We start from the raw sequence: 14,619 nt of genomic DNA on the forward strand, positions 1-14,619 counted from the left end.
CAAACAAATTGTACCTTATACAGTTTGACGCATTCCGCCGCAATTAGAAAGTAGTTTTTAGCCAAAACGGACGATTTCGCCAAAAAAAATACGGCTGCGGAGAACGGTCCGCGAGCCGATGCGTTCAAGAGACGGTTTGACCGGATTTGCCGGTCTTCGCAAATTTCACATGATACATCTTGACGGTCGTGCCGATGACATACTCGGGTTTCGGCTGGCCTCTCTTTTCCCGGTGTCCTTGAATGTGTACGTCGCTCTTCTCCCAATTTTTCCAGGCCTCTTCCGATTCCCAGCGAATCATGACGAGCACCTCTTCATTTTCCTTCCCTTGCCGGTTCACCATGACGGTCCGGTCGATCAGCCCTTCCATGCCGTCTACCGGGCTTTCCTTGCTGAAACGCTCGACGACCTGATCCGCATACCCCTTCTCCACGACGATACTGCGCATTTGAACGAACATAGGCAGCTCCTTTGCATCCGTTTATTGGAAACCTTCTGACTTTAATAGTAAATGATAAAGATTATCAATGTCAATAAGTCACTTGAGCGACAGCCATGCCCGGCCATTTCGCCAGCTGACGTGAACCGGCGTTTCGAAAAAGTCCGTCAAATCGTCGCTGTTCAATACGTCGCGCGACAACCCTTGGGCGAATACCGCACCGCGGCGCAGAAGCAGCACGCGCGTGAATTCGGGGATGATCTCTTCGATATGATGCGTGACAAACAGCATCGTCGGCGCATCCGGCGATTCGGCCAGCTCGCTGATGCTGGAGAGCAGCGCTTCCCGCGACAGAAAATCGAGGCCGTTGCACGCTTCGTCCAGGATGAGCAGCTTCGGCTCCGCCATCAGCGCCCGGGCGATCAGCACCTTCTGTTTCTCCCCCTGTGAACAGGTCTGGTACGGCCGATCGATCAAATGTCCGCAGCCAAGCCTTCGCATCAGGTGAAACGCTCTCTCGATGTCGTAATCGGTCGGCTTCTCGTACAGCCCGATCGACGCATGCTTGCCGCTGATCACGACATATTGCGTCCGATCGTTCCCATACAGCCGCTCCTGCAAAGAGGAACTGACCCAGCCGATCGATTTGCGCAGCTCCCGCAGATCGACGGTGCCGAACGGATGGCCCAGCACGGATACGGTGCCGGTCGTCGGCCAGATATAGCCGTTGATCATGTTCAGCATCGTCGTTTTGCCCGAACCGTTAAGACCGAGAACGGCCCAATGCTCACCTTGGCGCACCTGCCAGTCGATCCCCTCGAGTATCGTTTTGTCGTCGCGCCTCCATGTCACTTGATTCAGCTCGATTACGTTTGTCATTTCCAGGCAGCCTCCTCGTCAATTTGCCGGTCGATCGCTTCCAACCCTTCCCGTTATCGAATGTGGCGAACCGCCGTTTCGATCAGCCGGTCGACGACCTTTTCCCAGTGCCGCTTCATCACATACCGCATGTAAACATCTTCAAGCTTCTCCTGGTGGAACGCAAATGTCGTCTTTCCCGTTTTCGTCGCGAGCAGCGTAATCTGAAGCGTGGAAGGGTTGTCCCATTCCCGGCGGCGCCACGACATCCGCAGCTTCTCATAGGGCTTGACGACGCCCAGTTTTCCGGAGACGCCGCCTTTGGACTGAAATACGCTTCCGACCTGCAGCGGGAACGGCTCCACATCGCCGATCCACAGCTTCAGGCCGGATGGCGAGACGAGATGATGCCACGCTTCTTCCTTCGGAATTGCCGCCGTTCTCCTGATGCCGACATTGAAACCGACGTCCATCGTCTGGCCGACCGGCTTGCGCCCCAGCCGCTCTCCGTACATGTCGGCGATGATCGGCACCCATTCGGGGCCGACGCCGCGCTCCTGCAAATATTCGGCCAATTGATCGCAGGTCGGGGCCGGACCGCAATTCTCTTCCAGCAGCTTCACCCACCTCTCCCACGACAATCCGGTTTCGCGCTCCACATCCGTCCGAAACATGACGCCTGGCATTTTGACGTTCCTCCCTCAACCTTTTTCAACCATTATAACGGAGAAACGCTGACAGCGGCAGTCAGCGTTTACAAATGTTTCATCGCTGCCCGTAATATTCGCAGATGCTCTTCGCCGCGCAAATTCCGGAGGGCAGGCGAATGAAGCGAATGGGCGCTGCGGCGGCACATCGACGAAGCGCCGGCTCCGTCCCGGGTCTCGGTCCGGCCCGACCAAAGTCGAGAATCCGAAACCTCCGCAAGTCCGTTACGCTGCGCGCGGCGTTTCTTTACGATATAGCTATAAGCGTGGAATTCGAAAGGAGATGCTTGACATGCGCCGCAAACTGTATCTGTCCCGAACCGATAAAAAGCTGACCGGCCTGTGCGGAGGGCTAGCGGAGTATTTCGGCGTCGACGCCAACATTCTGCGGGTATTCGCCGTCGTCGGCTGTCTGTTCAGCTTTGGCACCGTGCTGTTCCTCTATATCGTCTGCAGCTTGATCGTGCCGAAAGAACCGTTGACGCCGGAGCCTCTGTATCATACCGGCAATCCCTATCTTTAAATCGCGAGAGGAGATGAATGCCGATGAGCAGCGTATTGAATCGGCTGTTGAACATTACGAAAGCGGCAGCTCACGAGCTGCTTGACAAGCTGGAAGACCCTGTCCGGATGATGGACTATTACGTCAAAAATGCGGCAGAGGAAATCGAGCGGCTGAAGGCGGAAATCGCAAAGCAAAAAGGAACGGAACGTTGGCTCGAAACCCGTCTGGAAGAGCTGCGGCAGCAGACGGCGCAGGCCGAGGAGCGCGCCGCCGAAGCGGTGACGGGCGGGCGCGAAGCCGAGGCCAGACTGGCGCTGGAAGCGAAGCTTCATTACATGGAGAAGGCGGACGAGACGGCGCGGCAGCTCGACGCCGCCCGCGCGGCCGTCGCCGAGCTGGAACGCCGGCTTGAGACCGCGAAAGCCGCGCATGCTTCGATGCAGGCCCGGCACGGGGAGCTGGCGGAGCGCGCGCGGAAAGCGGCCGCACAAGTCCGTTACGCCGGCTGCGGCAGCGAAGCGCTGAGCGGATTCGAGCGGATGGAAGAGAAAATTATGCAATGGGAAAGCCGCTCCGAACTTGCAGCGAAGCGTTATGCCGAAAGCGGCCATGCTGGAAGCCCGGCACCCGATGCGGCGGCGGCGCGCCATGCCCGGATCGAAGAGGAGCTGGAGAGGCTGCGGCAGCGGAAGACAGAGTAGACCGGCGAGAGCGAAAGGGCCGTCCGCAAGCAGTTTGTCCTGCTTGCGGACGGCCCTTCTTCCCGTTCCGCCGGATTGATGAATCAGCGGCGGCGCCTGGCGACGTACATTTTCCATTGATACTGGATAAAGCATCCGACGCAAAAGCCGAGAATGGCCACGAATGCAGCGAGCGCAACCATCGCCGTGAACACATAGGCCGCCGTCGTCCATTCCAGCGCATAACTGACAAGCGCCAGCAGCAGGAAGCCTACTGCCATCCATTGATTGAATTTCTGCTGTTCCTTGTCCTCCGGAACGTAATGCGAAGGCGGCTTGCGCAAAAACAGCTTCGCCAGCCGCATAACCGGATTGAAATCGAAGAGGACGCCGGCGATGCCGGCCGCGAGCGGGATCGCCAGAACCCAATAATAGCCCGAAAGCCAGGCGATCAGCACGGAGATGACGATCACCCATTGATTCGTTCGAACGAGCGGACGGGGAATGATAGACGCAGCGTCACTCACTTTTATCCGACCTTTCCACTTGGTTTGCAATGTTTGCAACTATTATACAGGGAAACGGACCGATTGTGAATGACCTTTCAAGCGTTATCGCTCGTACCAATAACCGGGAATTCCCTTTGTCAAACGCAGCAGCGCCTCCAAATAATAGTAGTCTCCCCAGATCATGAAGTCGTCCGGACCGCGGCCGCCGCGGACATGGTACGAGCCGTGCCGGAGCAATCCTTCCGCGTCCGGCGCGCCGATCGTCGCATAATTTCGAACGAGCGACGTCATCGCACGCTGCACGGAACCGGCGAGCAGCTCGCGGTCCGCGTCATCTTCCGCAAGATGGCCGACAATCTCCAGCATCCCGCAGGCGGCGATGGCCGAAGCCGAGCTGTCGCGCGGCGTACCGGGCAGGACCGGGGCGTCGAAATCCCAGTATGCGACATGATCCTCGGGCAAATGCGCGATGAAGTAGCGGGCGGCGCGCTTCGCCGTGTCCAGATACAGCGGGTTGCCCGTGTACCGGTACGATAAGGCGAAGCCGTAAATCGCCCAGGCCTGTCCCCGCGTCCAGGTCGAGCCGTCGTGATAGCCCTGATGCGTCCCTCCGCCGATCGGCCGGCCGTCAGCAGGATCGAAGTAGAAGGTGTGATAGGAGGAATCGTCCCCCCGCATCAAATACCGTCTGCTCTTGTCCGCGTGGACGACCGCCGCCTGCCGGTACCGTTCGTCGCCCGTCTGCCCGTATGCCCAGTACAGAAGCGGAATGTTCATCATGCAATCGATAATGATGCGGCCCCCGTTTTTCGGGTCCCCCTTCGGTCCCCATGCCTGAATGTACCGCCCTTCTTCCCGCCAGCGGAGCATCAGCTGATCGGCCGCCTGCAGCGCAAGCCGCCTCCCCGCCTCGTCCCGTTCGACGATCCAGGCCGCCAGCGCGGACGGCATGTACAGAAAGCCGATATCGTGATGGTCCAGGCTGCGCTTTGCCTCAAGCCGTTCCCGGAACAGCCCGACATGCTTCATGGCCGTGTCCCGGAACGCCGGCTCTCCCGTATATTCGTAACAAAGCCAGATCATGCCCGTATAGAAGCCTTCGATCCAGTCGTTGCTGTCCCCCCATTCATAGCGCTCCCCGTTCGCAATATGGGGAAACGCCAGGCCGAACCGCTCCATATTCGCTTTCGTCTTCGCCACGGCGTCTTCGATCGCCCGCTGCCACATGAATTCGCGCCTCCTATTCTTTGATTGCGCCGATCATGACGCCCTTCACAAAATATTTTGCAGAAACGGGTACAAAAACAGAATCGGCAGCGTCGCCACCATAATCGTCGCATACTTGATCGTCTCGCCGATCGGCATCCGGTCGCCGCCGCTGACCGACGTCATCATGCTGCCCGTATCGTTCTGAATCAAAATTTCGCGCAATATAAGCTGCAGCGGGAACAGTTCGCGATTGCGCAAATAGATAAGCGCGTCGAACCATTTGTTCCAGTGCCAGACGCCGTAAAACAGCACCATGACCGCGATGACCGGCAAGGACAGCGGAATGACGATCCGGAACAAAATCGTCCAGTCGCTCGCGCCGTCGATCCGCGCCGATTCCTCCAGCGCCACCGGCACCGCCTGGAACGAAGTGCGCATGACGATCAGGTTCCACGTCGTCATCGCGCTCGGAATGATCAAAGCCCAGTACGAGTCGAGCAGCCCGATATTTTGACCAGCAAATATCTCGGAATGAGCCCGCCGTCGAAAAACATCGTCAGGACGATCATCATCATCGCCGCATTTTTCCACATTACATTCTGGCGGGACAGGGCGTATGCGCCGAGTGACGTCATCAGAATATTGAGCGAAGTTCCGACGACGACGTAAAATATCGTATTCAAATACCCCGAAACGATATTCGGATTTTCGAACACCATCCGGTACGAATCGAGCGTAAAGCCTTTCGGCCACAGCAAAATGCCCCGATGCTGCACGAAATCCGACGGGATGCTGACGGAGGCGAACAGCACATACAGAAACGGATACAGCGTCACGACGGACAGCAGGACGAGCAGCGCCGCATTGGTGGCGTCAAACGCCCGTTCGCCGGCAGATCTTGCGATTTTCATTGCGCTCCCCTCCCTACCACAGCTTCGTGTCGGTAAACCGCTTGCTCATATAGTTGGCCGCGACCAGCAGCGCGAAGTTGATAACCGAATTGAACAGGCCGACAGCGGCGCTGAAGCTGTAGCTCGCTTCCAGTATCCCTTTGCGGTAGACGTAAGTGCCGATGACGTCGGCCGTCTCGTAGGTCATCGGATTGTACATCAGCAAAATTTTCTCGTCCTGCAGCGCCATGAAGGAGCCGATCCGCAAAATGAGCAATATGATAATGGTCGGCAAAATGCCCGGCAGCGTCACGAGCAGCGCCTGCTTCCAACGCCCCGCCCCGTCCACCTTCGCCGCTTCGTACAGAGACGGATCGATATTGGAAATGGCGGCCAAATAAATGATCGAGCCCCAGCCGATGCCCTGCCAGACCGCCGACGAAATATAGATGGTGCGGAACCATTCCATCAGCCGCATGAACGGGATCGGATCTCCGCCGAACATGACGATCAGCTGGTTGATCAGGCCGTCCATCGCCAAAAAATCGACGAGCATGCCGACGACGACGACAACGGAAATAAAATGCGGCAAATAGGTGATCGATTGCACGGTCCGCTTGAACACCCGATGGCGCACTTCGTTCAGCAGCAGCGCCAGGACGATCGAGGCCGGGAAGACAAAGATCAGATCGTAAAGGCCGAGCAGCACCGTGTTGCGCAATATCCGCCAGAAGAAGAAGCCGTTGAAAAAATTCTGAAAATGCTGCAGGCCGATCCACGGGCTGTTCCAGATGCCAAGACCTGCGGAAAAGTTTTTAAAGGCGATTTGAATGCCGTACAGCGGCCCGTAATGAAATACGGCGTAAAACGCGATGACAGGCAGCAGCATCAAATAGATGGTCGAGTTTCGGCGAAAATCTTTGACCACTTTCGTTCCGAACGTCTGCCGGCTGCCGCTCGTTTCCGTAGACCAAGCCTGTTCTTTCAGCTGCACCTTCTGCCCTCCTCATGCGGAAAGCGCGTGCCGAGATCCGTGCCGGGACAAACGGTAACGCCGATCCGGCACGCGCAAATCCTGTGCGATTAGCGGTTGTTGAATCGATCGAGCGCCGCCTGCTGAATCCGGACCGCCTCTTCGACGCCCATGCCTTTCAGCGTTTCCACGAATCTGTCGAACTGGTCGAGCGATTCGACGCCCATAATAAACTTGTTCACCATTTCGTCGTAATACGTCTGCACCTCGTTCATGATGGAAGCATAGCGCGAGCTTTCTTCCGCCGTCGGCGTCACGACGGGCATAAGCCGGTCGTTTTGGGCTTTCATCCAGGTTTCGATCGCCTCCCGCTGTTCGGGCCGCGACGCATACTGTTCAACGTAACGGCGGTCCTGCACGAAAGGACCGGAATAGTTCGCCTGAATATATTTGGCCATCGCCTGGGTTACCGGGAGATCCGGATTGTTCATAATTTCGTCGGTGTAGGTCGGGTAACCGTCGATCATTTCGTAGCTGACGCCCTCGACGCCGAAATTGAACAGCATATGTCCTTCTTCCCCGTATCGGAAATCGAGCCATTTGACCGTTTCTTCCGGGTTCTTGTTCGACGTCGTAATCGCCGCCCCGACGCCGTTAAACGGCGAATCCTTCTGGCCGAGCAGCGGCGTATCCCCTTTGTTCAGCACGACGTTCGGCGCGGCGGCGAGCTTGAAGCCGGGAATGGTGTTGGCCGCCAGGTCGGTATACCGGCCGAGGCTGCTGCCCATATATCCCATAAATACGCCCGCCTGATTGCCCGTCACCTTGGCATCCTTCAGCGTGCCGTCCGTAGCGGCGTAATCCGGATCGATCAGCCCTTCGGCGTACCATCTGTTCATCGTGGCCAAATATTCCTTGAATTCCGGCTGGATCGGACCGTATCGGACTTCGCCGTCCACCTGATAAAATCCGGTCGTAATCCCCCAGGCGCCGATGAAGGCGTGGTTGATGTTCGTCATCGTCAGCTCGAGCAGCAGCGGAATTTCGTCCGCCTGGCCGTTGCCGTTCGGATCGCCGTTTTTAATCGCTTTCAATGTTTCGTACCATTCGTCTATCGTTTCCGGCATTTGCAAATTCAGCTTCTCCATCCAGTCCTGCCGGACAATGATGCCGTTGAACGTCAGCAAGTAATCGTCTCCGCGAATGAACGGAAAGACGTAGATGTTGCCGTCATCGGTCGTGATCTGCTTTTTGTAGTCCGGATTCTCGTTCAGCACTTTGCTCAAATTGGGAGCGTGCTGTTCGATCAGCTCGTTCAGGCGGATGATCGTCTTGTCGGCGATCGCCTTGTCCGGTCCGCCCGACACGGTAGCCCAGTTGTATTCGATGACATCCGGCAAATTGCCCGACGACACCATAATGTTGAACGAATCTTTGCTTTGTCCCGCCGGCGGATGCTGGAATTCCACTTTCGTGCCCGTACGTTTCTCCAGCTCCTGATAGGCGGCGATGCCGTTCGCGTCTTGCATCGTGGCCGCTGCATTGCCGTTCAGCTCCACCCAATAGGTCAGCTTCGCCGGGTAGCCGACTTCTTTCCGTTCGGTCCCTTCCGAGTCCGTCCCCTTATCCCCTGTCCCGGTGTCTGCGGGCGACGAACCGCCGCCGCTGCAGCCGGCGATGACCGCCATGACGAGCATCAGGATCGCCGCCTGTACGGCCCGATTCCGTTTCGTTTTCATCGTTGCCTTATTCCTCCTTCTCTCCCCTTGAAAAATTATGCGCTTCCTGTCGGCCGGCGAGGTCCGGCCATGACTCGATTCTAGGCAAGAGCGGGCAAGCCGTATACCGTACGATTTCATGATCCGCTATCCGCATTTAAGATTCCGCATAATCGTCTGTTAAGATCGACTTCAGGAACGAAGCATGTCCCGGTATTTGCCCGGTGTTATCCCTTCGTACTTTTTGAAAACCCGGATAAATCCGACATCGTTGGCATATCCGACCGAGCGGGCGATTTGCGAAATGGTATGCTTCGACTCCTTCATCAGCTGCTTGGAACGTTCGATCCGCACCTGCGCCAAATAATCCGTCAAATTGGTGCCGCTATGTTTTTGAAGAAGGCGGACAAATAAGGCGGCGTAATGTTGAAATGGTCGGCGATCGAGACCAGACCGATCATCGCGTCGCCATGATGCTCGTCGATGTAGCTTTTGATTTTTCCAGCATGACGGCCGCAGCGTCGCCCCGCTGTTCCTGGACATGCAGGCAGACTTTCTCGAACATCGCGCATACGTTGCGGTACAACTCTTCCACCGAGCCCGCTTCGTTGATGCTTTCCAGCGGCTTCCGGGCGGAACCGAACATGTCCTCGTATTTCAAATTCAAGGCGTTGAGCAGCTTGAACAGCGTGCTGACCAGATTGGCGAAGAGCAGCCGGCCAAGCTCCGGCGTCATCGGCTTTTCGCCGAAATTGTTCCGGTACAGATTGTGGATGATGCTTTCCGCCGTTTTTTATCACCGCTTTTCACCGCGTTGATCAGCTGAATCTCCGTTTCCAACGGGAAATCGTAATAGTCCTCCGCCTTGTTTCTCATTTCCTCGTACAGCAGCACCGGCTTGTAAGCTGTAAAAATCGAATATTCGAGCGCCTTCATGCTTTCGGCGAAACAACTGGCGATCGGTTCGAGTCCGTGCCGGATACTGCTGATTCCGACGGTTGTCGACGTCTTGAATCGCTGGCCGATAACGGTCTGAAGCCGATCCGCCCAGTCGTACAGATCGGCGACGCCGTAATGCTCGGGCATGTTGAGCACGACAGCGACCAGATCTTTCTCGATCTCCACCGGATAAGAGACGGCGAACGGTATTTCTTCGGCCACTTTTCCCGTGACGAAACGGATAAGCGCCCATTCGCCTTCCGTATCGCCCCGGATGAATTCGCTTGCGTCCCGCAGCCCGACAGCGGCAACGCAGTAGCAGGGATAAGGGAATGAAACGCCCATAAACGCCAGCGATTCGGTCGACAGCTCCCGGACATTGACGTATCCCTTCAGCAGGCGGGCGATAAAATTGGAACGAATGACCGGCGTTTGCCTGGACAACTGTTCCGCCATTTCGGTCTGTTTCTCGAAGGAATCGGCGACCGCCGACTTGATATAGTCGTATTCGTTCCGGACGCGATGCGCCGGCGCCGGCTTGGACTGCCGGATAAACCGGATAATGTCCCGCAACGGATTGTACGCGCGATAGGTCATGTACACGCACGCCGCCGCTCCGGCGATCAGGTAAACCACGAGCACGCCTATGGCCATCCGCTTCATGCCGTTTACTTTCGCCCAGAACACTTCCTCGGGCACGACGGAGACGTATTCCCAACCGCTGGCCGCCGAATGCACGGACAGCGTCATCATCCGGCCGCCGTCTTCACCGTCGCCCTCCGTCTCCTGCGGGTTGCCGCCGTAGCTCATAATGACTTGTCCGCTCGCGTCTTTAATGTAGATCGTTCCATGGCTCGCTTTCGTAATTTTCTCCAGCAGCGCGGCGATTTGGCGCTCGTCGATGAAGATGGCCAGCATCCCTTTCGGGTCGGACTTCTCCCCAAAAGGAAGCGCTTGCAAAAACGTCAGCATCCGTTTCTTTCTCGCGGCGTTCCCCACTTCGGCAATCGGCAAAAAGCCGTTGTAATGGCCGACATGCAAAATGTCCATTTTCCATTGCTCGTAGGTCATCCCGTCGTAACCGTAAACGCCGGAATAAAACATGGCCGAATTCGACTTCATGCTGGGGGTGACGATCATATCGCTTTCCCGGAAATAGACATAGAAGTCGCTGACGAAGCTGCTGCTGTTGCGGTAACGCGCCAATTCACGCATGAAATCCAGATAGGCGTAATGATCCGTACCGCTGCTCGGAGCCCCCGACCGCAAGAGCGAATCGAGCTTCGGGTGCGACGTAATATTGCGGGCGATGAGATGCATTTCGTCCAGGCGGCCGTCCACCACTTGCTTCGCCTGTTCGATCAGCGCCAAATTCGCATGGTTCGCGTTTTGTTCCATCACTTTCTCGATTTGCGTGTACAATACCCCGAAAACGGCCACTGGCAGCAGCAGAACCGCCAAATAGGAAAGGAGCAGCGCGGCTAACACATTCATGCGACTTGAAGAACGACCCGTTGCGCGTGTGCGAGTTTCCGTTTTCGACATTCCCGATTTCCCTCCCGCCATATGCAGCTTTCATATCATCATAAATGTTCCGAAACCGCATTGAACACCATTTCTTAAATACTGATTATCCATCATAAATATTGCAAATCGGGAGAATGATTCGGAAACAACCGGGCGACGCTCGCAGTCAAGCGTTTCGCCGGCAGTCTGATGCCGCGCGAGGAAGTCACGACGATGGGCCGGCTGCACGATTTGGAAACGGGGATTCTTTATTGGAAGGCGAGGATTCGGTCGGGGGGCTGCTCGTCTATGCGGATAAGGAACGGTACATGTTGAATACGATGCGCGAAAGCGGATCAGGTCAAATAGCGGTATTTCGCTTCATTCGCTTTCCATCTGTGCGCTGCCAGCACCATTCCGATCGTCATATATACGACGAACCATATCAGCATGCTGACAGCGAAATCGCCTCTGTCGAACAACGCCTGCCTGAATTCGGACACGGCAATCTCGATCAGCGTGACGGCCAGCCACACCGCATAAAGCAGCAGGCCGAAAAGCAATCCCCTCGTCATCACATACCTGCCCTTTCCTTTCCGGCGGACAGCCGTCCATCTTGCTACGAAACCCTGCTCTCTCTTGCCGTGCCCCTCTTTGCCGGACATGCACAACTTCCCCTCTCGCTCTATTTTGTGAAACCTTAAGCCTTCGAAAGACGTATGTTGATAACTATAGTATATGAAGAGCCAACTGGTAAAGAGAGGAGTGCATGCCACTATGTGGATCGCATTGGCTTGCGCAGCCGTCGTCCTGCTGTTTGTCATTATCCTGTACAACAATCTGGTCGCCGCAAGAAACAATGTCAAGGAGGCGTTCGCCGCGATCGACGTCTATTTGCAGCAGCGTTTCGACGCGCTCTGCAATATTGCGGAGGCGGTCGTCGCTTACGCCCGCCATGAACGCGAGACGCTGAACGAGATTACGAGGCTGCGGAACGAACTTGCTGTCATGAGCGACGACGAGAAAGTCGAGGCGTACCGCAAATCGGATCGGCTCGTCGAAAGATTGACGCTGCAGGTGGAAAACTACCCGGATCTGAAAGCCAGCGACAACTATATCCATCTGCAGAAAACGGTTAACGATCTGGAGGAGAAGCTGTCCGCCAGCCGCAGAACCTATAACGCCCGCGTGAACAAGTACAATACGATGATTCAGATGTTCCCGGCCAATATGCTGGCTGGCGCGTTGAGCTTCACCCCCAAAGAGCTGCTCGAAATCGACGAGTCCAAAAAACAAGACGTGGATTTGAAATCCATTCTGCGGGGGTAGCGCGTGTTTCCGTCTTATGAAGAGCTGATCGTCGCGCTGCGTCCCCATATCGAAGAGTTGGAGGCGGATCGTGCCGGATACCGCAGAACGCTGCGCCAGGGGCTGGTCGTGATTGCCATTGCGGTCGCGCTGTCGGCGGCGACGCTGCTGACCGGCTATGGGCAGGCGATCGTCCTGACCGGTATCGTCGGCCTGACCGCCATTATCGTAACCGCTTTTTTTCTTATGCGCCGATACGCCGCTTTCCGCCGGAAATTCAAGGATATTCTCGTCACGGGCATCGTCCGGGAGCTCGTCGGGAACTGCTCCTTGCCGAACGAGACGAGCGATTACGAATACCGCTGGAACTATCTCAGCGATTACCGGATCAGCGACAGCCATATCCGGGACTGCTGCTTGTTCGAAGAGCGAATCGACGAAATCGACGGCGAAGATCTGTTCCAGGGCAGGCTCGGTCTGACAGACTTCGAATTTTCCGAGCTCAGGCTTGTCCGGATCGAACGCCGTACGAACGCCAAAGGCCAGCAAACGACGCGGCGGGTCACCGTATTTGACGGCGTGCTGTTCGTCGCCGACTTCCACAAATCGTTCCGGGGGGTGACGCTCCTTTTGGCGAACGGCTTTTTCGGCGGCGGCAGCTTTCTCAACCGGATCGGCAATGCGCTCGGCAACGCCTTCCGATCTGTGAAAATTAACCATATCAAGCTGGAAAACGACGACTTCAACCGTCTGTTTATTACGAATACGACCGACGAAGTTGAAGCCCGCTACATTTTGTCCGCCAATTTTATGGAACGTTTGCTGAAGTTCAAGGAAGCCCACCCGCAAAAGGTGGAGGCGGCCTTCGTCGGCTCGAAAATGTATGTGGCCATCTCAAGCGGCAGCAATTATTTCGAGCCGAATATTCGCCGCCCCGTCGACCGGCAAGTGAGGCGCATTCGCGACGAATTCGTGTTTTTCTTCGGCCTGATCGAGCTGTTCGACTTGAATACGAGAATATGGAGCAAATGACAAACGAGCAGGCACCTGAAGCCTGCTCGTTTGTCGGCCTTTGGCGGCGGAGCGTTTACCACTCCAGCGTCACTTCGACGCCTTCCGGCGCTCCGGGATAACGGACCAGCGCCGTGCCCGACGCCGGATCATAGCTCAGCTTTGCGTCCGCGCTTCCGGCCATCGCCCGGCGCGGCGGTTGCGGCACGAAAATGCGGGTGCTGACGTTCACGCCCGACGGCGCCTCCGACACGAAAGCGATCCGTCCGGCATCCTGCCTTTCGTCCCGGATGCGCGACGAGCTGACCACAACGCAAGGCCTGCCGTCCTTCCGTCCCCGCTCCAGATCATAGAGCAGGGCGTCTTCCCCCGGCTTAAGCGTCACCGTCCGGAGCACCGGAAGCCCGGCCTCGAACAGATCGACGAACGTCCCGTTCAGCTTCACCGGCCGCGGCGTTTCCTCCTCCGTCTCATCCAGGACATGGACGATTAAGTACGGACCGCGCCTGATCTTGAGGGCGTTCGCCGGTTTGAAATCGCCGCCTTCCCCGCGCAGCGCAAGCGCCCGGCGGACGACATCCCGTACCTGCCTGGCGCCTTCTGCGGAGCGGGACAGCGCAGCAGGGTCGAGCGGCAGGACGATGACGCCGCCTTCCCCGACCCGGTGCTCTCCTTCCGCCGGATCGCGGCCGAGTCCCAGCGACTCGAACAGATGCTGCTCCGGCCGTTCGTACGCCCGGTTCCCGGAACCCCGGTTCCACCACTCGCGAACGTTGTGGAACGGATCGGAGCCGTCTCCGACATAAACAAGCACGCCGCCTTCCCTCACCCACTGGCCGAGCGCATGGTGAATACCGGGATGCTCCGGCTTCATGAATTCGTAGCTGAGCAGCAGCACGCGGTATCCGTCCAGATAACCCGGGAACGGCACCAGATTGTCGAGCTGTATCGGCCGCAGCGGAATGCCGGATTTCACTAGCGGCAGCGCCATGCCGTAAAATCGGGACCAATCGAGCAGCTCCCGCTGCCCGTCCGTCAGCGCATCGGTCGTGGCCGTGCCGTCGTATTTGAACGGTTCCCCTTCGTCCTTGCCCTGCGCGATGACGTCTCCCCGCTGGTACATGGCCGAATTGGCCAGACACAAGCCGATTCCCGACGTGTACGATGCGCCGTCTGCTCCCTCTTCCTCATGACGATGCATGTCGCGAAGAACGTTCATGACGGTAAGCAGAACGGTGGCGTAATCGGCCGGGATCGTCTCCTTGCCTTGACCGTTCTCGGCCGGATAACTCCCTTCGAAGACGCGGCGCGGCCACGGACAAACTTCATATTGCCGAACATGCGGATGAAGCAGGGAGGCAACGACG

Annotated in this window: 15 protein-coding genes and 2 pseudogenes; 4 read left to right on the plus strand and 13 right to left on the minus strand. The window is 57.1% G+C overall.

Going from position 1 to position 14,619, the window contains the following annotated elements; translation table 11 throughout:
• Window positions 1-124 precede the first annotated feature (124 nt).
• From PACILC2_RS25205 to PACILC2_RS25215, 3 genes are all read right to left on the minus strand, one after another.
• Window positions 125-460: an antibiotic biosynthesis monooxygenase family protein gene (locus PACILC2_RS25205; RefSeq protein WP_062493468.1), complete on the minus strand. Its 336-nt coding sequence runs from the start codon at window positions 458-460 to the stop codon at window positions 125-127.
• Window positions 461-538: 78 nt separating this feature from the next.
• On the minus strand, window positions 539-1,318 hold the full coding sequence (locus tag PACILC2_RS25210) for an ABC transporter ATP-binding protein (protein ID WP_062493470.1): 780 nt from the start codon (window positions 1,316-1,318) through the stop codon (window positions 539-541).
• Window positions 1,319-1,371: 53 nt separating this feature from the next.
• Complete coding sequence (locus PACILC2_RS25215) at window positions 1,372-1,983, minus strand: SRPBCC domain-containing protein (RefSeq protein ID WP_244863849.1); 612 nt, start codon at window positions 1,981-1,983, stop codon at window positions 1,372-1,374.
• Window positions 1,984-2,296: 313 nt separating this feature from the next.
• Here PACILC2_RS25215 and PACILC2_RS25220 point away from each other — a divergent pair, with 313 nt between their 5' ends.
• On the plus strand, window positions 2,297-2,527 hold the full coding sequence (locus PACILC2_RS25220; protein WP_213531697.1) for a PspC domain-containing protein: 231 nt from the start codon (window positions 2,297-2,299) through the stop codon (window positions 2,525-2,527).
• A gap of 23 nt (window positions 2,528-2,550) precedes the next feature.
• Window positions 2,551-3,210 (plus strand): PspA/IM30 family protein, encoded by a 660-nt coding sequence (locus tag PACILC2_RS25225; RefSeq protein WP_213531699.1) that lies wholly within the window; start codon window positions 2,551-2,553, stop codon window positions 3,208-3,210.
• 83 nt (window positions 3,211-3,293) lie between these two features.
• Here the strand turns inward: PACILC2_RS25225 and PACILC2_RS25230 are convergent, their stop codons facing one another.
• The 9 genes and pseudogenes from PACILC2_RS25230 to PACILC2_RS25260 all read right to left on the minus strand — a co-directional run bounded on the left by PACILC2_RS25230 (window position 3,294) and on the right by PACILC2_RS25260 (window position 11,598).
• Window positions 3,294-3,716 (minus strand): DUF4395 domain-containing protein, encoded by a 423-nt coding sequence (locus PACILC2_RS25230; protein WP_213531701.1) that lies wholly within the window; start codon window positions 3,714-3,716, stop codon window positions 3,294-3,296.
• 84 nt (window positions 3,717-3,800) lie between these two features.
• Window positions 3,801-4,925 carry a glycoside hydrolase family 88 protein gene (locus PACILC2_RS25235; RefSeq protein WP_213531704.1) on the minus strand — a complete coding sequence of 375 codons (1,125 nt, stop codon included), beginning with the start codon at window positions 4,923-4,925 and terminating at the stop codon, window positions 3,801-3,803.
• A gap of 13 nt (window positions 4,926-4,938) precedes the next feature.
• Window positions 4,939-5,818, minus strand: a pseudogene (locus PACILC2_RS25240) (carbohydrate ABC transporter permease).
• A 13-nt stretch (window positions 5,819-5,831) separates the two neighbouring features.
• Entirely contained in the window at window positions 5,832-6,725 is an 894-nt protein-coding gene (locus PACILC2_RS25245; RefSeq protein ID WP_244863855.1) for an ABC transporter permease, read from the minus strand.
• Window positions 6,726-6,880: 155 nt separating this feature from the next.
• Complete coding sequence (locus PACILC2_RS25250) at window positions 6,881-8,509, minus strand: extracellular solute-binding protein (RefSeq protein ID WP_213531706.1); 1,629 nt, start codon at window positions 8,507-8,509, stop codon at window positions 6,881-6,883.
• 171 nt (window positions 8,510-8,680) lie between these two features.
• A complete protein-coding gene (locus PACILC2_RS27705) occupies window positions 8,681-8,863 on the minus strand; it encodes a helix-turn-helix domain-containing protein (RefSeq protein WP_244863851.1) in 183 nt (60 codons plus the stop codon).
• A gap of 82 nt (window positions 8,864-8,945) precedes the next feature.
• Window positions 8,946-9,224, minus strand: coding sequence for a hypothetical protein (locus PACILC2_RS27710; RefSeq protein ID WP_244863853.1), 279 nt, complete (start codon window positions 9,222-9,224; stop codon window positions 8,946-8,948).
• Window positions 9,221-10,921 carry a cache domain-containing protein gene (locus tag PACILC2_RS25255; RefSeq protein ID WP_244863854.1) on the minus strand — a complete coding sequence of 567 codons (1,701 nt, stop codon included), beginning with the start codon at window positions 10,919-10,921 and terminating at the stop codon, window positions 9,221-9,223. The genes PACILC2_RS27710 and PACILC2_RS25255 overlap by 4 nt, the downstream gene beginning before the upstream one ends.
• Before the next feature lie 368 nt (window positions 10,922-11,289).
• Window positions 11,290-11,598 (minus strand): hypothetical protein, encoded by a 309-nt coding sequence (locus PACILC2_RS25260; RefSeq protein ID WP_213531708.1) that lies wholly within the window; start codon window positions 11,596-11,598, stop codon window positions 11,290-11,292.
• A gap of 112 nt (window positions 11,599-11,710) precedes the next feature.
• Between PACILC2_RS25260 and PACILC2_RS25265 the strand changes: the two genes are divergently transcribed.
• Both PACILC2_RS25265 and PACILC2_RS25270 read left to right on the plus strand, forming a co-directional pair.
• Entirely contained in the window at window positions 11,711-12,262 is a 552-nt protein-coding gene (locus PACILC2_RS25265; RefSeq protein ID WP_213531710.1) for a LemA family protein, read from the plus strand.
• A 3-nt stretch (window positions 12,263-12,265) separates the two neighbouring features.
• Window positions 12,266-13,273, plus strand: a complete 1,008-nt coding sequence (locus PACILC2_RS25270; protein WP_213531712.1) for a DUF3137 domain-containing protein — start codon at window positions 12,266-12,268, stop codon at window positions 13,271-13,273.
• A 55-nt stretch (window positions 13,274-13,328) separates the two neighbouring features.
• Here the strand turns inward: PACILC2_RS25270 and PACILC2_RS25275 are convergent.
• Window positions 13,329-14,619 (minus strand): annotated as a pseudogene (locus tag PACILC2_RS25275) (hypothetical protein); the annotation flags it as partial.

Source organism: Paenibacillus cisolokensis, assembly GCF_018403665.1.
In the GTDB taxonomy this organism is placed as follows: Bacteria; Bacillota; Bacilli; order Paenibacillales; family Paenibacillaceae; genus Paenibacillus_AH; species Paenibacillus_AH cisolokensis.